The organism is Vibrio genomosp. F6, from assembly GCF_005146325.1.
GTDB classification, from domain to species: Bacteria; Pseudomonadota; Gammaproteobacteria; order Enterobacterales; family Vibrionaceae; genus Vibrio; species Vibrio cortegadensis.
The window spans coordinates 17587-35152 of record NZ_SYUT01000028.1; the positions used below are offsets into that span (position 1 = coordinate 17587).

A 17566-nucleotide genomic window follows, 5' to 3' on the forward strand; every position below is an offset into this window, starting at 1 on the left:
ATGAACGGCGTCGAGAGATAGGCTTTATGTAACCACAATGTAAAGGAGAGGGGTGATGGTGCAATATCATTCCAAGCCGGTAAACGGTGCAGGGAAAGTTGAGTGGAGTGCAGAAGAAGATCAAATATGGTCGGAACTTGTTACTCGTCAGCAAAGCGTCATAGGTGATAGGGCATGTCGTCCATATCTAGATGGACTAGACATGCTTCAATTAACACACGATCGTGTTCCACAATTAAATGATATCAATAAAATTTTACTGCAAGAAACGGGTTGGCAAGTCGAGCCTGTTGCGGCATTAATTAATTTTGATCGGTTCTTTTCGCTGTTAGCAGAACGCAAATTTCCGGTGGCAACGTTTCTTCGAACCAGAGAGGACTTTGACTATTTACAAGAGCCAGATTTTTTCCATGAAATCTTTGGCCATTGTGCAATGTTAACGCATCAAGATTTTGCTGCATTTACCCATGCTTATGGTGTGCTTGGAAAAGCGGCAACCCCAGCAGAGCGCGTTTATCTTGCCCGATTGTACTGGTTTACCGTCGAGTTTGGCTTGGTGAAAGAGAACGGGAAAAGCAAAATCTATGGTGGCGGAATTTTGTCTTCCCCAGGTGAAACGGTGTATTCGCTGGATAGTACTGAAGCGAAACGTCAACCATTTGATATCCAAACTGTACTGAATACACCCTATCGAATTGATATTATGCAGCCGTTGTATTACGAACTGGATGATATTGCGGCGTTATATCGTTTGAGTCAGCAGGACTTGATGGACCAAGTACACAAAGCGATGAAAGCAGAAATGTTATCGCCTTTGTTTGAACCGAAAGCAAAATCTAAGGAAATGAACCATGCTTAACGAACTACGCTGCGAAGCTTGCAGCATTGATTCTGTATCACTAACGAAATTTGAACAGCAAGAGCTTTTAGCTGAACTTAATGGTTGGGCGCTTGTAGAGCGAGATGAAATCCCCCAGCTTGAGAAAGTCTATACTTTTAAAAACTATAAATTAGCATGGGCGTTTTCCAATAAAATCGCGCAACTCGCTGAAGAAGAATTTCATCATCCAGCAACCTTACTAGAGTGGGGCAAGGTGACGGTGACATGGTGGAGTCACTCAATTAAAGGTTTACATAGAAATGATTTTATCTGTGCATCTAAATGTGACCTATTGAATGCTAGTTAAGTTGATGCCGTTGAAATGAGCTCAAGCGGCGATAACCACAATTAACCACCATTTAGCTTGGTGGCTCACCATCCCCTTCTCGGTGAGTCATCAGGCTATCTTCCCCTTTGATAGTGATTAGCAATGAATCTTTCTGAGTTAGTAATAAAACTATTAATAAATTCGATAAAACCGATTTTCACTTCTAAACTTTTGTCTGAGTATCAAGACAAATTCATATTATAAAGTTGGTACTTACCTACGGCTAGGTGCGTCTGATCTCGACATCGATTCGGGATATACATGAATTATTTCAGCAATCTAGCTGTGAGGTTTTGGGATGAGAATTGCAACTAAAATTATTTTAGCTTGTACTGTACTTTGTGCGATTGGGGTTGTGGTCAGTGGGGGATTTGTAGGCTGGAAAGCGTCCTCTTTATCGAAACAAGCACTGCATGAGCGAGCATCAAGTCAATTACTGTCGGTAAGAGAGATCAAAAAGGGTGAAATTGAGCGATATTTCGATCAAATTCATTTCCAACTAGAGACGTTAGCCAGCGATGTGGCGATTCAAGATGCATTGACTGCATTTAGTCGAGAGTTTGAACGTTATCCCATTGAGCAAGTATCAGAGCAAGATTACTCAGCCTTGCGCAATTACTATACCTCTCAATTTGGTGCTCTATATCGTGATAAAAATGATCAAAAATCAGCGAATGAATTAAGCCGCCTGAGCCAACTGTCCGTTGCGGGGCAAGCACTGCAAGCTCGATACATCGGTGTAAACTCTAATCAAGTAGGTGAAAAGCATTTATTAGATTCCGATCCATTAAACACAGGATATGATCAAGTTCACGAGCGGTATCATGATTCGCTGCGTCATTTTCTCACCTCATTCGGCTATTACGATATTTTTATGGTCGACAACCAAGGTAACGTGGTGTATTCCGTTTATAAAGAGCTGGATTTTGCCACCAATCTACTTACTGGTCCTTACCGCCAGTCTGGTCTAGCCAAAACATACAATCAGGTAAAAAATGCATCCAATAGATACTTCTATATTGAAGACTTCTCTCCTTATTATCCCTCTTATGAGTCTGCTGCATCATTTATAGGCACGCCCGTTTTTTCAGGTGGTCAACGGATCGGAGCCCTCATTTTTCAAATGCCTGTTGATGCCATTAATTCGATCATGACGTTTAATCAAAACTGGAGTGCGGCAGGGTTAGGAGCGAGCGGAGAAACCTATTTAATTGGGCAAGATGGGCTACTACGAAGCCAACCTCGCTTTCTAATTGAAGACCCAAGTCAGTATTTATCGGCTCTTTCAATGGCTGGCGTTTCTGCCAGTGTAGTCAAAAATATTAAAGGTAAAAACTCAGCAATCGGGCTGCAACCTGTTGAATCTGAGACGGCAAAGCGAGCATTAAGCGGACAGAGTGGGTATGAGTTAGTGCAAGATTATCGTGGTATCTCGGTTCTCTCTGCGTACGCTCCTATCAATGCCGCTGGACTTTCTTGGGGGATATTAACCGAGATAGACGAATCGGAAGCGTTTAAGGATGTTACTGCCCTTAATTCAGCGGTGCAAACTACGGTGATCATCAGTATTGTAGTGATTGTACTGATCTCAATTGGGATCTCTTATCTTGTCGGAAACGGTATATCTCGCCCAATCAGGATGGCTTCACTACAAATTCAAAAAATCAGCAAAGGGAATGACCTGACAGAGCGGTTGGATGAACGTGGTAAAGATGAAATGTCTGATCTCGCAGTATCGCTGAATAAACTATTTTCTCAACTTCAAAATATGATCAAAGAGTTTGCAAGCGCCACTAATGAGCTCGATAGAAACACGCGAACGATGTCTGGAAATATGAGCAGTACAAGAGAAGCAGTGAATGAGCAGTCGCATCGAACAGAGTCTGTAGCTACCGCTGTTAATGAAATGAGCGCGTCGATTGCTGAAGTGGCACAGTTTGCGAACCGAGCCGCCGATTTTGTAAAAAATGCTAATGATACGGGAAGTGAGAGTGTTCAAGTCGGGTTAGTCTTAGGCAATGAAATGACGGAACTGAATGCTCAAATGCGCACGGCAGTGGAAGCGATTGGTCGTTTGCACAGTGAAAGCAACTCGATAGCAGAAGTGTTGGATGTCATTCAAGGTATTGCAGAGCAGACTAATTTACTTGCGTTAAATGCAGCGATAGAAGCGGCAAGGGCAGGAGAGCAGGGACGAGGTTTTGCTGTCGTTGCAGATGAAGTACGCTCTCTTGCCAGTCGTACACAAGCTTCGACGGAAGAGATACGATCCAAAATTGAATCCCTTCAGAAAGAGACCGCGTCGGTGTCTACCGGAATTGAGGAGGCGAATACATCCGTGATAAAAGGCGTTGAAAGTTGTGAACGAAATACAGAAATGCTTGAGCAAATCGTCTCAATGCTCACTGAAATTAATGATATGAATATTCAAATTGCCGCCGCGACTGAAGAGCAGAAAGCGGTGACCGATGAAATCAGTGGCAGCATCACCTCGATTGCCGATGCTTCATCTTCTGTTTCTACCCAAGTAAATGATGTGGATGAGGTGCTAGGAGCATTGACTGATCAAGCTCAAGAGCTAAATAAGGAGATGGCTCAATTCAAATATGAATAATTTTGCTACGGTTTAAAGGTCATTCAAAATAGATATACCAAGCACTTAAGTCGCTCCCTCTCGTGGCTTAAGTGCTTTTTTCGTAGGTGTAGACAACCGAGCGTCACAATCATTCATCATCGTTGCTGTTGCTGTTGCTGTTGCTGTTGCTGTTGCTGTTGCTGTCGCTATTATTGCTGTGGTCGCTGTCATCGGCATTCACGGCGTAGTGAATGGAGCCGACACATAAGGCAAACATAAGAAATGGGATCAGCGCCGCCGTGATTTCAGCCCACGGGAAATGAGAGAAACTTTTCGCTAAAATTAAATGACCGAAAATTAATAAAAGCGCACCGATAATGGCGACGATGATCAATCTAATTTCGTGTTTTGTGGCCGTCGTTTTCATACTATTGACTCAAGGTAGGTATGTGAACAGGCATTGAACCACGATGCTAACTGTTAGAGATAGAACAGCTATGATGAAAAAACATAGAACAGTTGGTTTGGTGACATCACTCGGGTTTATTGAGGGTTAAATGCGCGAGCCTACCTAACTCTATGATGGCGTTTAAGATCCTGCCTTCGCATGGGTAGGAGTAGTTGATCCGAATGTGCTTAGAACCTTGGTTATCACTACTAAAGAGTGTTCCAGGTGCCACGGCTATTTGAGATTGGAGTGCTTGTTCATAGAAGTGGGAACAGTCGAAGTGACCGCCGAATTCAATCCAAATGAAATAGCCACCACTTGGGTCCGTGACGCTGATGGAGTCAGGGAAGTAAGTTCGTATTGCTGCAAGCATTTGGTGTTTATGCTGTTCAAGTTTGCGTCTTAGCTTTCTTAAATGTGCATCAAATGAGCCAAATTGAAGATAGTGGCTGATCCCTAGTTGAATTGGAACGCTACTTGAAAGAGTCGACATTAATTGGAAACGCTGGATTGTTTCGCTTCGCTGTCCGGCGACAACCCAGCCAATACGAAAACCCGGAGATAAACATTTTGAAAATGAACCACAGAGCAAAACGTCGTCGTGTTGATCAAATGCTTTCGCTGGTTTGGGTTTATCTGGGCTAAAAAACAGCTCGGCATAAACATCGTCTTCGATCAGAGGCGTTTGATGGTGATGAAGTAGTTCAACAAGAGATTGCTTAGCGTGATCTGACATGCAAAATCCAAGTGGGTTTTGGAAGTTAGTCATTAGCCAGCATGCTTTGATTGGGAGTTCAGTTAATGCCTTTTCAAGCGCGATTAAATCAATCCCTTCAAGAGGGTGGGTTGGGATCTCGACGGCTCGCAAATTAAGCCGTTCAATCGTCTGTAAAGCGCCATAGAATGTTGGGCTTTCAATCACCACCAAGTCTCCAGGCTTTGTTACGGCTTGCAAACTTAAACTTAGCGCTTCCATTGCCCCAGAGGTGATCACTATATCATCGGGTGAGACTGATAAACCTTGCTGAGCGTAGCGTTGGGCAATATTGCGGCGTAGGCTTTCACTCCCTGGAGGCATATTTATTATGGCGCTATTTTCAGGCATTTTGCGACTCGCGCTAGCCAAGTTTCGAGCAAGTGCTTGTTGGGGAAAGAGGGATGGATCGGGAAAGGCAGAGCCTAAGGGCACCATGTCTTGTTGTTTATTGCGCTGTAACACATCAAACAGTTGATCGTTGATATTAATCTGTTTTGGCTTCGTAGAGCTTGATGATGCTTGAGGGCTAAGTAGGTTTTCAATCTGTGGTGCGACGAAATAGCCTGATTGTGGTTTTGCAGTCACCCAACCTTGGCTCTCAAGTAACTGATATGCCTGTAAAACGGTGGCGATGCTATAACCCGTACTTTTACAGCTTACTCGCACCGAAGGGATCTTTTCACCAGATCGCCAAACCTTTTGGCTAATCTGCCGCTTAATATCTTGAGCAAGCTGTTCGTAACGAGTCATTAACTACCATCAGTGTCAGAGTGTGGAATTGATATTTATCTTAACATTGAGTGAAGTGACAGCATACCTGCTTACGCTAGCTCTTTATCCAGCGCTTTAATGGCGAGAGTAAGGCGTTCCGATAACTCAGCCTTTTGATTGGTTTTGAAATCGAACATAACAATCGTTGCGCTGCCAATCGTTGTGATTTTTCTAAGTTTTTTGCTCACAATTTCATATTGCATCGTGAACCTATCCGATTGTATATCGGTGACTTTGGAGCCAATCAAAAGCGTGTCAGGGTAGGTAACTGGGAGTTTGTAGCGACACTGAGTTTCTCCAAGTACTGGCCCAACTTTGGTCATGGCCATCTCTTCCATCAATTCCACTTTATTAAAATGGGCAATGCGAGCGGTTTCAAAATAACGAAAATAGACCGCGTTGTTGACGTGATTGAGTGCGTCCATCTCTCCCCAGGCGACAGGAATTTCAGTAATAACAGAGTACTCTTTTAGTAGGTTTTCCACACATGGCCTCAAAATCAAACAATCGTTTTAATTCCTATCTTACTGTTTTGTTAACATTATCGCAACATGCTGATGGCGTAGTTTAGTGTTGAATTGTATTCTTGAGCCTTTTATTAATTGATTAGTGATCAAGATAGGCGTTGGTGTGCTAAACCTATAAGAGTCTGTGTAAATATTGAGGTTACTGATGGAGTTATTTTCTGATTATCGGAATGAAATACAAACTGAACCATCAGCCAGTAAAGTCCATAAACTTCTGAAACCGTGGCGCGTATTAATTGTAGATGATGATGATCAGGTTCATCAAATCACAAAATTAGCCTTGAGTGGATTTACATTTCAGGATCGTAAATTAGAGCTGATTTCAGCGCTGTCGGGTGAAGAAGCGAAGCAGATCTTAGATTCAGCCGATGATATTGCTATTGCTCTTGTTGATGTCGTGATGGAAACGGAACATGCTGGCTTGGATCTGGTTCGGCATATTCGCGGAGGATTAAATAACAAGCTTATTCGTTTGGTACTTCGAACGGGACAAGCAGGACAGGCACCTGAAGATATCGTTATTCAAGAGTACGAAATTGATGATTACAAGGAAAAAACCGAGCTAACTACCCAGAAGCTACGAACATTGCTGTATTCAATGCTAAGAGCATATCGAGACCTTTGTACCATTGATAAGCAAAGAGAAGGTCTGAGGTTAGTCATTCAAGCATCTGCTAATGTGCAAAATACCACGACGATGAAAGCTTATGCCGCGGCGTCTTTGTTGCAGGCGACGTCATTATTGAAATTGGACGTTTCTGCTTTTTATGGCGTTGTTCAGCCTACGCCTGAAGGGGAGGAATCGAGCGCATTAACACTCGCGGCTACGGGAGGGGATGTGAATGCCTACTCTGAATGTGCATATGACCGTTTGCCGGATATTGTCTCTAAACGTTGCCATGACGCGGCCAAGAAAAAGCAAAGTCAGAGCTACGAGGATGCCTACGTATTTTTTATGGCTGATGAGCGTGGCGTGAACAACCTGCTTTATATCAATATTAATACTGCACTTTCAGAGTTAGATAAGCAGTTACTTGAAATCTATATGCATAACATAGGCTTGACGTTTGAGAACCTTAGTCTGCTTGTGGATTTAAAAGAGACCTCAAAAGAGTTGGTTTATAATTTAGCCAACGCAGTGGAAGCAAGGAGCAAAGAGACGGGGGCGCACGTGCAACGCGTGTCTCTGGTATCGGAACAGCTAGCGATTTTATATGGTCTTTCAGAATATGATACTTTTATGATTAAACAAGCGTCGCCTTTGCATGATGTGGGTAAGGTGGCGATCCCAGACAGCATATTACATAAACCTGGAAAGCTCACTGAAGATGAGTGGTATATTATGCAAAAGCATGTTGAATATGGTGTTGATATTTTAAGTCGTTCAAAGCGAAAATTGATTTTAGTCGCCAAAGAGATCGCGGCTTACCACCATGAGAAATGGGATGGTACAGGGTACCCCAATCAATTGAGCGGTGAAGATATTCCAATCAGTGGGCGAATTACGGCAATTGCAGATGTGTTTGATGCCCTTGGCGCTAAGCGAAGTTATAAGAAACCGTGGCCTGATGAGAAGATTAGAAAGGAAATCTTGTCTCAGAAAGGAAAGCATTTTGAACCCGTGTTAGTCGATTTAATGCTGGATAACTGGGATACGTTTACTGAGATCCGTGACAGATTTCCTGACTAATACTCAATAAATTGTGAAGGGTGAACAATGCTATGAGCTTTGTTCTGGTGATATCGGCAACTCTTTCGGCGTTCTGAATGTAAAATGGACGCCTTGATTAATGGATGACTCAAAATTTAAGCTTCCCGCTAGCTTCTGGTGTATAAGGTTGAACACTAAGTTGAGCCCAAGCCCCGAGCCGCCATTTCCGCGTTTACTGGTGTAAAAAGGTTCAAATATCTTTTGATGCAATGCTTCTTCAATTCCAGAACCATTATCGATATATTCGAAGATAATCTCGTTGTTTTGTTCATAGAAAGAAATGCTAATTTTTGCGGGTTCAGATGAATCCGCAAAGGCATGATTGATACTATTCATAATGAGATTGGTGATCACTTGCGTGAGTACTCCAGGTAAACTGCTCATTGAAAGAGTGTCGCTGCCTGAAATGATTGGGGTCACGGGGATTTTGCGAGTCTCAGGGTGCAAGCTGGTAATTAATGCATCTAATACTTGATGGATAACAAAATTGCTCCGGCATTCTGACACTTGGTTGACGGCAGTTTGTTTAAAGTCACGTATCAGTTTAGAACCTCGATTTAAGTTATCCTCCAGCATAATTGTGCTCTCACTCATGCGCTCCATCAAGTCTGCAAATTGAACGCTGGATAATGTCTGATCAGCAAATGCTTGGTTAAGTTCTTGTGTGATTTCTTTGATGATAGACGCGGCGGTCACGGATATTCCTAATGGTGTGTTTACTTCATGAGCGACTCCAGCAACGAGCCCACCTAATGCGGCTAACTTTTCAGATTCGACCAACTGATCTTGGGTCTTTTGTAGAGTGACCATATTATTTTCAAGTTCTTGAGTTCGTTCTTTTACTTTATTCTCAAGAGTATGGTTGAGCTCCTCTAGCTTTACCTTAGCTTGAGTTAAGGCTGAGATATCCAATGCCGTCCCACGAAACCCAGTAAAGGTATCATCTTGATATTTTGCTGTTCCTTGAAAGAGTAAAAATCGCTCTTGGCCCTCGATTATCAATTTTTCTTCACATAATGAGAAACTTAATTTTGCGTTAATATGGGCGAGTAAAGAGTGAGTCTTGTTGAATGTTGGGATGTTAAATAGGGGAACTGATTCGCAGCCGCTGAGGTTTAAATTTTTTACCATTTCATCTGAAGCATAAATTAATACCCCTGATTCATTAGTCTCCCATAGCCAATCAGAAGAGACATCGGCAAAGTCAGCAAAACGCTCTTGTTGATATTTAATATCGCGATAAAGAGAGGACACACTCGACGTTATTTTATTGGTTTCATCTCCAAGCCATTTGAGTTCGTCTTCTTTTTCCATAATCCAAGGCGTGTATTGGAGTGTAAGTGGTTTATTTGGGTTGCGAGGGTTGAATTTTCGTAAATATTGCGCGATGGAGAACAGTCGTCGGTTAACGCTCTGGTGAAATATCATTAAAATCAGATAGCAGACAATAGCGGTTTTAAGCGCGTTAATTCCAAGAGTGATAAGGAATTGCTTTAAGAGATAGCTGTAGATAGTGTTGGCGTCAGACTCTACATACAAGCTACCAATGACCTCTTTTGGCTCGTTTTCTGAAATTGAAAATTTGATAGGATAGCGGCTAGAAATGATTTGCTTTTCTACTGGGGTTCCAGCTCTAAATATGTAGTTATCGGCTTCGACTTCTAGGTAATCGACTTTAGGTAAATTGACGAGACCTTCTATTCGTTGTTGTAAAAGCTCTAAGTCAAACCGCCATAGTGATGGGGCGAGTAAATCGATATGAATTTTCTCAATTTCATAGTGGCGGCTTTCTACGGCACTCAACTCACGATTATAATCCCAATAGGTTTGTATCAGCGTTGTAATTAGGGTTACCGCACTGCTTATCAGAATTAAGATTAGGATGATTCGTCGTCCGATATGGCTCGATATAGGGCTTTGCTTGCTGTTCTCGAACTGTGGAGTGCGGCTCATTATCATCCCTTGATTATTCTACTTATTATTGTGGCTCATTTTTTTTTATTTTGATACATCAGGTGATCCGTTTGCTCGATCATCTCTTCGATTGTAAGTTCTCTGTTGTGATTGAACGTTTTTTGACCGTAGCTAAGAGATGTCATACCGAATTGTGGTTGAGCTTCGATTTGGACGTGGTAGTTTTTAATTAAACGTTGGCAGAGTGCTTCAAGTTGCTCATCATGATTGAATCCATCTTCATCGTTAAATAAGCTCATAATGACAAATTCATCTCCCCCCATTCGCACCACAATGTCACTTTCCCGGCAGTTTTCGGATAATACTTTTGCCACAGTTTTAATGCATTCGTCACCAACACAATGTCCATGTTGGTCGTTGACTTGTTTTAGCTTATCGATATCTAAGTAAATTACACCAATGGTTTGTCTTGCCCGTTTAGCATCTTTAACTCGCTGTTCACCAAGTAAATGCAAACCTCTGCGATTGTTCAGGCCTGTTAATTCATCCGTCAGGGCAAGATCTTGTAGCTCTTGATAGTGACAATAAACTTTTAAGTCAGACATGATCAAATTACTGAATTGCTCAAGTAAGTTGAGTAGTTTTGTCGGGTAGGAGGTTGGTTTCGTATCTATAACACAAATGGTTCCAAATAGTTCGCCATTTGGCCAATAGATAGGAAGCCCACAGTAGGATTCTACGGGGCCGTGTGTAACCGGAGGAGCATCTTTCCAATAATCATCTTGCTTTGCATTATTTACATACAGGTTCTGCTTGGTTTCCATAATCGTGCGACAGAAACTTTTCATCTCCCACGACCAAGTCACATCTGTTTTTAAGAAATTCTCTTTGTTTTGGCTCGCGACCACAACATTGAACTCATTTTGTCTCAATTGAACGATGGTTCCACTGCTAGCACCAAACAGTTCAGACATGAGATCAACCGTATGCTGCCATTTTTGAAGATCGATAATTTTTTGATCTGAATTTGATAAGCATGTATCACGATGGCTCATTGGCGTCCTTAGTATGGTATTTTGTCTATTTACATTATATGACCAAAATAGTTGTTGTTGCATTTCATGGTGCTTTGTTTCTTCACATATTTGGCATAAAATTTAACATTAAGTACATGAGGATATGGATATATTATGGAAGTAAAAGGTTTTTTGTTTGATTTATTAAATAGTCCTAAGGAAATAAAATTTGAGCAGGTCATGGATGTCATTGATGCAAATTATGACTTTGTTCCTACTTCATTTACTAACGGTGACTTAAGAAATGAAGCTGGAGAAAATAATGGTTCTTGTAAAATTTTTGCCTTTGGTTTGCTTCACAAGTTAACGGAAGAGGAGGCGCTTTCCTGTTTTGGGAAGTTTTACCGTGTCGATGTACTTGGTAACCCTGATGATAAGGACCATCAAAATATCCGAAACTTTATCAAGACAGGTTGGGGTGGAATCAAATTTGAACAAACTGCATTGATTGCTAAAGATATTGATAACTGAACTTCTTGATAACCAAACGTATTAATAGCTAAATATTGATATAGAACGTATTGAAAGCTAAATACGTTGAAGATCAAATAGTAGATCTAAATCACATATATTAATGGCTATAGAGTGACTGGTTGCGTATGAGCTAACCTTTTTATGGGACAAATAGAAAAGGAAGTGATAATGAAGCATCCAGTTTCCTCCATCTTTCTTGCGCTGAGTGTTATAAGCTCACTGAGTTATGCACAGCAAGAGGAAGAGAAAGAGTATAGTCAGTTGTACCTAGGTGCCGGTTTTAGCATGGCAAACTTCAGCGATTCGCAATATCGAGATGATGATAAATTTGATAGTACGCTTGCTGGAGTCGTTTTTGGTTATCGTCCATTATCTTTTTTCGCAATAGAAGGGCGGGAATATATCGTGGTGTCGGATAAAGATGACCGAATTAAGTGGCATGCAGGTGTAGTGAGTAAGTGGTTTATCCCATTGGATTATCATTTTAATCTGTTCGGGACTTTGGGTTATAGCGCGATTGGAACTGAAAACCACGGTACAGAATGGGCTCCGAGTATGGGTGCTGGGATGCGTTTTAGAAATAACACACCGCTAATTTTTGATATTGAAGGACAATATGTAAAAGAGAGTTCAATAGCACCTGACGGAGATGATGGTGCTATGAGTCTTAATTTAAGTGTTTATTATGGCTTCTAATGTAAGCTCGAATGTGAGGCATTTGAGTTAGTTTCCTTTAACTCAGAGCTAAATTGTCGGTAGAGCCGTTAAACATTTTCGACACACACAACTTTGGTTATCCGACACTTTACTTGTGTTCCTTTCTTCTACTTCAAAGCACCAGCAGGTGCTTTTTCCTGCGCTGATATCACAGTGTGCACCTTCACCACATGATGGACATTGATGAGTGTGTGAGACGCTAGTTATCTGCTTCATAATGGCTTCACGCTCAGTGTCTGAATACTCTTTCCAACCGATAATTTCAGCCATGGTTCGATGGCAGCCTGAGCAGATCCCATCACTGTTTTTGCACGCAGCAATACAAGGTGTTTTCATTCATCTTTACTCTATAAAACTTGTACCGTAAATCTAACAGTTTTTTATTTGGATGTAAGAAATAAAAAAGCCAAGTAAAAAACTTGGCTTTTAATTTAGGTTAAAGTGACTTGTTTATGGTGTTGCTGGGGTGATAAAACCTAAGTCTGTCAGTTCTGATTCTGAATCCGGATTGCTATAGTTTGAATACCATATTTCTCCTTCTTCCGTGATTGCGTTTCCGCCCCATTCACTAGAAACGGTGAATACTTTTACATTGAATTCAATCCCATTACTATAGGCTATCGTCATGTAGTCAGTGGCGGTTTGAGCGACGTTATTATCATCGGTGTAAGCGAAGCTTAGCTTGATTATACCTTTATCAACATCATGCATTGCCCAAGTGAAATTAAAGGATTCCATGACCGTTCCATCAAGGTTTAGGTCTTCGAATGTGCCTGAGCCGTCAGCCATGAAGCTTAGTCGCTCATCTTCAGCTTGTAAGACTCTTTCATCACCAATGAAGCGAGTACTAAACAGTGGTGTTTTGTAGTCTTCGTCTTCACGACAGGAGTCTAGAGCTGCGATATATTGAGCGTAAGTTTTGAAGTTAACTGGTTGGTCGGTTTCATCATTCCAACCGGACTCATCGACATCACATGTCTGGATATCTTTATTTATATCAACGTCTAAATACGTCGCTAGCCATATTGAGCCTACTTCTGGATCAAAATGTGCCACTGAATATTGCTTATCATCGTTTACATCAATAATAAGTTTGCGGTAGTCCCAAATTTCATTCGCGTTTTCACCTATTTCTAAAATGCCCTTACTGTTCATGTTCCAATATTTCATGCTAGGAGCACTATTTTTAAAGCGTAGCATTTGGTTGTTGTCGCCAAATGCAGCGGTCCTTGTTTCTCCTGAACCACTAACACGGTAAGAAATTGAGTCTTCTGGCATCATGGTCGGCAATGTACAGTCCGCTAGCTGTGCTTCGAAATCGGCAAGAGTTGAGCCTGAATCGGTTTCGGTAATGAAGCACCAACCTTCAATATTGATGGCGTTAATTAATGCCTCTTTTGCAACAGCATTCAATAGGTAGCCATCGTTGTCATCTTCAGCATCGCCAGCAGCAATAAACTCACCTTCATATAGATAGCCATCATATACAGATAAAATGCGCTGGTTGGTATCGTGATCCCAAGCATCTCCCCATAGGTCGATAACAGATTGCGGAATATCGAAGCGAATGACCTCTTCCCCATTGACGGTGGATTGTGTCCATTGACCAGAACCGTTGAGAGTCACCATGGTTTCTTGACCATTAGTCCAACTCCAATCCCAAGTGTAGTAGTTGATCACTCCACCAGTAACCAGTTCAATCCCTATATCGTAACCTATGGATAACCCTTTAACGGTGCTTACCAGAGCTCCGTCTCCCGCCGCTGTATTAACAATAACATCTGCAAATGATGTTGCATTATTTCCGTCTTCTTCGTTATTCGCGGTACCGTGATAGAACCAAGGTTTATTCCATAAGTAATACTCATCAAAATCAGCGGTTAAACTGACTGAGCCACCTTGAGAACCTTGTGGGAATACCGCGGTTTCATTGACATAATCAGACAACTCGCCCGCATTACCAGCAATTGATTTACCACTTAAATCTCGCACATAGCCAGAAGCGGTACTGGTTAATGTTGGTAGATCGGCAGGGTAAACGGATATGGCATCACCTACTATCGCAAGTGAGTACACATCATTGAACATTTCCCAACCTTGTGGACCTAGAATGATGTCTTTATCATCATTGGGATCAATCGTATGCGTTCTTCCATCGGCACCGACTTGGTAGAGTTTAGATAAAGTACCTATGTCATTGTTCATTGTGAACTCTTCGACAAATACCTCAACATCGGTTGTTTCTACGCCGTTGTTGTTACGTGTCTCTTCATCTGCCCAAAGAGAATAGAAAGTACCACTGTCACGCATGAAGGTAATAACTTGCTGAATAGGACTTAAATCGGGGGTGAGAGGAGAGTCGTCGTCTTCATCTAAGATGCCATCATTGTCATCATCAGTATCTTCATTGTTACCAATACCATCGCCATCGGTATCTGTTGTTTCATCTTTATCTAATGGGAAGTCGTCACTGGCATCAGGTGTGTCATCATTATCGTCATCGAGATCGGCATTATTACCAACACCATCGCCATCGGTATCTGTTGTTTCATTTTCGTCTAATGGGAAGTCATCACTTACATCAGGTGTGTCATCGTTATCATCGTCGAGATCGGCATTGTTACCGATACCATCACCATCAGTATCTGTTGTCTCATCTTTATCAAATGGGAAATCATCATCGACATCTAGGGCTGCATCGTTGTCATCATTGGTGTCGGCGTTATCACCAGTTCCATCTTTGTCTGAATCAACCCATTCCGTATCGTCGTCAACAAACTCATCAAGCTCATCAATGACGCCGTCACCATCTGTGTCTGTATTTTCGACAGACTCATACCCTCCGTTGTCTCCAGGAATGATCGCAGTTTTGTCAGGATCAAAATCAGGAGCCTTAATAATGGTCCCTATCTGTTCTGAGTTATCTGATAAATCTGTTTTACTACCATCGGCATTCTCAGATAATTCTGTTGTATCTTCTGGGATAACACCTGAAGTCACAAGAGCTTCAGCACTGTATGCAGCGTCTGTTTTTCCATCTTCGATGTAATCGCCTAGAACATCACTTTCTTCAAGTCCTAGGTCATTTGCTACATCGGTAACGGCTTCTTCGATGGTACTAAAAGTGCCACTTTCTAGTTTTACGTGAACAAGAGTCGAGAGGGGAGTTACATCGGTTTGTCCCGCAGGTGCTGACATTACATAATCAGATAAAACAGGTCCGGTTGTTTCATCGATGGTTTGACCTTTTATTGCTTTAACAATAACGGCGTAATTCTCGGGATTAGGGGTATTGGAGACATCAAGAACGGCTTTACCTCCATCGCCACTAATGGCAGACGGTTCATCAGGATCGAGTTGAAAATCGCCATCAATATCGAGCCAAACTTGGGCATTTTTTAGATATCCATCAATTGCTGTGACGGAATAGGCGTTGCTGTTTGCTGTTGTACCTGTCTCTCCGTCACCACAGCCAACTAAGCCTAAACTGCTTGTTAAGCCTAACGCTATTACTAATTTATTTTTATTCATTGTTCTTCCTAAACATTGTTATTAGAAACGACAGTAAAACGTTAGTAACGAGGTTGTAGGCTGTCAAATTCAGCATCTTCTATAGATAAGATACGATCAATAAGGATGAATTATGGAAATTTTTATTTTATTTATAAAATCAACGAGTTGGTTGATGCTATGAAAATGGCGTCAAAAACAAGCCTTCAGTCTGTGGGGTTAATTGATTGAATTTAAATAATTTAATAAGAGAATTGATGAAGTTCCAACGTTATTTGAGTAACTTATCAATTTGTGACCCTGATCTAATTAGAGAGTCATCTATGTAAGATGCAGTACTTTGGATTTACCGGATTAAACTTGCATAAATTTATGCTTTTCTTGGGGTTTTGTCGCTCGAAATTAAAGGATAATTGAGGTAGCATTGCCGACCTTTTTGGATTGGCTAGAGGTAAAAATGTTTATAGGTTTTGATTATGGTACAGCGAACTGCTCTGTTGCTTCGATGTCTGATGGCCAACCAAGATTACTTTCTCTTGAAGGGGACAACTTTTACATCCCTTCCACCATTTGTGCCCCTACGCGTGAATCTGTATCTGAGTATCTATTTCGTCACTTTAAAATTTCGCCTTCTGATGCGATTGGTGAGCAAGTACTGCGCCGAGCGATTGCCTTCAATCGAGAAGAGAGTATCGACCTAATTAAAGGTGACTTAGCCTTTGGTCAAGCGGCGTTAGATCTTTATTTAGAAGATCCGAGAGATGTTTACTATGTGAAATCGCCGAAATCCTTCTTAGGCGCAAGCGGGTTGCATGATATTCAGGTCAGTTTTTTTGAAGATCTTGTATGCGCCATGATGGCCAATATTAAACAAAAAGCGGAAGCTCAAAGTGAGCAAGAGATCCGCGACACGGTGATCGGTCGCCCAATTAACTTTCACGGTCGTGGTGGCGAACTCGCGAACCAACAAGCGGAAAAAATATTATTACAAGCAGCCAAGCGCGCAGGGTTTCATAATATTGAATTTCAATTTGAGCCTGTCGCGGCAGGGTTGGAATACGAGAGCACACTAACAGAAGATAAAACAGTATTAGTTGTGGACATTGGCGGTGGTACAACCGACTGTTCGCTGATTGATATGGGACCAACGTGGCGAGGAATGAGTGATCGTACTGCCAGCTTATTAGCTCATAGTGGGCAACGAGTTGGGGGAAATGATCTTGATATTTACCTAGCGTTCAAACAGCTGATGACCTCTTTTGGCTCCACAAGTAAGTCACTGTCTGGTATCGATATGCCTCTGACTCAATTTTGGAACCCGATTGCGATCAACAATGTAGAAGCGCAACGCGACTTTTATTCACGCGAGAACCTTAAAGCACTTAAGCTACTGAAAAAAGAGGCGCAGTCTCCGGAAAAATTGGATCGCTTACTTAGAATCTACCAAGAGACATTAGGCTACAGCGTAGTAAGAAAAGCGGAAGAAGCGAAAATAGCACTTGCAGATTGCAACGAATTTCGCGTCAAGATGGATTTAGTGTCTGAGTTGGTTGAAGTGGATATTAGCTTAGATCAAATGATAGACGCGATTGAGACTCCAAAAGCGAAGATGGTTGATTTAGTGAAAGAAGCGGTCGCGCAAAGTGCGAAAAAACCGGATGTGATCTTCATGACGGGAGGCTCTGCTCGTTCTCCTGTATTGCGTCAAGCGGTGGAATCTCAACTGCCAAATGTGCCGATTGTGAGTGGGAATTACTTTGGTTCGGTTACAGCAGGTTTGGCTCGCTGGGCTGAAACTTGTTTTAAGTAATCGACTGATTGTGGGTACGCGATGAGTACTTTGGGAAATTAAGGTGCTGATCTATAGCTAATTTCAAA

At 41.8% G+C, this 17566-nt stretch carries 14 protein-coding genes; 7 read left to right on the forward strand and 7 right to left on the reverse strand.

The genetic code is table 11. The annotated features are described in order from the left end of the window. The first annotated feature begins 55 nt into the window (after nt 1-55). From phhA to FCV43_RS11525, 3 genes are all read left to right on the forward strand, one after another. Nucleotides 56-859 (forward strand): phenylalanine 4-monooxygenase, encoded by an 804-nt coding sequence (gene phhA, locus FCV43_RS11515; RefSeq protein WP_017052325.1) that lies wholly within the window; start codon nt 56-58, stop codon nt 857-859. Beyond that, nucleotides 852-1187: a 4a-hydroxytetrahydrobiopterin dehydratase gene (locus FCV43_RS11520; RefSeq protein ID WP_017052326.1), complete on the forward strand. Its 336-nt coding sequence runs from the start codon at nt 852-854 to the stop codon at nt 1185-1187. Before phhA ends, FCV43_RS11520 begins: the two co-directional genes overlap by 8 nt. A gap of 319 nt (nt 1188-1506) precedes the next feature. Continuing rightward, nucleotides 1507-3822: a methyl-accepting chemotaxis protein gene (locus tag FCV43_RS11525; protein ID WP_136995259.1), complete on the forward strand. Its 2316-nt coding sequence runs from the start codon at nt 1507-1509 to the stop codon at nt 3820-3822. Nucleotides 3823-3931: 109 nt separating this feature from the next. On the opposite strand, the gene FCV43_RS11530 is transcribed toward FCV43_RS11525, so the two are convergent. The 3 genes from FCV43_RS11530 to FCV43_RS11540 form a co-directional block, all read right to left on the reverse strand. Beyond that, on the reverse strand, nt 3932-4210 hold the full coding sequence (locus FCV43_RS11530) for a hypothetical protein (protein WP_136995260.1): 279 nt from the start codon (nt 4208-4210) through the stop codon (nt 3932-3934). 106 nt (nt 4211-4316) lie between these two features. Beyond that, nucleotides 4317-5738: a PLP-dependent aminotransferase family protein gene (locus FCV43_RS11535; protein WP_136995261.1), complete on the reverse strand. Its 1422-nt coding sequence runs from the start codon at nt 5736-5738 to the stop codon at nt 4317-4319. A gap of 71 nt (nt 5739-5809) precedes the next feature. Next, nucleotides 5810-6244, reverse strand: coding sequence for an acyl-CoA thioesterase (locus FCV43_RS11540; RefSeq protein ID WP_136995262.1), 435 nt, complete (start codon nt 6242-6244; stop codon nt 5810-5812). Nucleotides 6245-6431: 187 nt separating this feature from the next. Between FCV43_RS11540 and FCV43_RS11545 the strand changes: the two genes are divergently transcribed. After that, nucleotides 6432-7976 carry an HD domain-containing phosphohydrolase gene (locus tag FCV43_RS11545; protein WP_136995263.1) on the forward strand — a complete coding sequence of 515 codons (1545 nt, stop codon included), beginning with the start codon at nt 6432-6434 and terminating at the stop codon, nt 7974-7976. Nucleotides 7977-8006: 30 nt separating this feature from the next. On the opposite strand, the gene FCV43_RS11550 is transcribed toward FCV43_RS11545, so the two are convergent. Together FCV43_RS11550 and FCV43_RS11555 are read right to left on the reverse strand one after the other, a co-directional pair. Beyond that, entirely contained in the window at nt 8007-9950 is a 1944-nt protein-coding gene (locus tag FCV43_RS11550; protein ID WP_136995264.1) for a sensor histidine kinase, read from the reverse strand. Nucleotides 9951-9985: 35 nt separating this feature from the next. Beyond that, the gene (locus FCV43_RS11555; RefSeq protein WP_017053555.1) at nt 9986-10966 is read right to left on the reverse strand and encodes a sensor domain-containing diguanylate cyclase; all 981 of its coding nucleotides are present in this window, start codon (nt 10964-10966) and stop codon (nt 9986-9988) included. A 135-nt stretch (nt 10967-11101) separates the two neighbouring features. Between FCV43_RS11555 and FCV43_RS11560 the strand changes: the two genes are divergently transcribed. Further along, nucleotides 11102-11458 (forward strand): HopJ type III effector protein, encoded by a 357-nt coding sequence (locus tag FCV43_RS11560; RefSeq protein WP_136995265.1) that lies wholly within the window; start codon nt 11102-11104, stop codon nt 11456-11458. A 171-nt stretch (nt 11459-11629) separates the two neighbouring features. Continuing rightward, nucleotides 11630-12157 carry an outer membrane beta-barrel protein gene (locus FCV43_RS11565; protein WP_158008163.1) on the forward strand — a complete coding sequence of 176 codons (528 nt, stop codon included), beginning with the start codon at nt 11630-11632 and terminating at the stop codon, nt 12155-12157. A gap of 48 nt (nt 12158-12205) precedes the next feature. Here FCV43_RS11565 and FCV43_RS11570 read toward each other — a convergent pair whose 3' ends face one another. Next, nucleotides 12206-12514, reverse strand: a complete 309-nt coding sequence (locus FCV43_RS11570) for a cysteine-rich CWC family protein (RefSeq protein ID WP_136995266.1) — start codon at nt 12512-12514, stop codon at nt 12206-12208. A 114-nt stretch (nt 12515-12628) separates the two neighbouring features. Continuing rightward, nucleotides 12629-15709: a hypothetical protein gene (locus FCV43_RS11575; RefSeq protein ID WP_136995267.1), complete on the reverse strand. Its 3081-nt coding sequence runs from the start codon at nt 15707-15709 to the stop codon at nt 12629-12631. 436 nt (nt 15710-16145) lie between these two features. On the opposite strand from FCV43_RS11575, the gene yegD reads away from it, so the two are divergent. Beyond that, entirely contained in the window at nt 16146-17498 is a 1353-nt protein-coding gene (yegD, locus tag FCV43_RS11580; protein ID WP_136995268.1) for a molecular chaperone, read from the forward strand. Nucleotides 17499-17566: the final 68 nt, after the last annotated feature.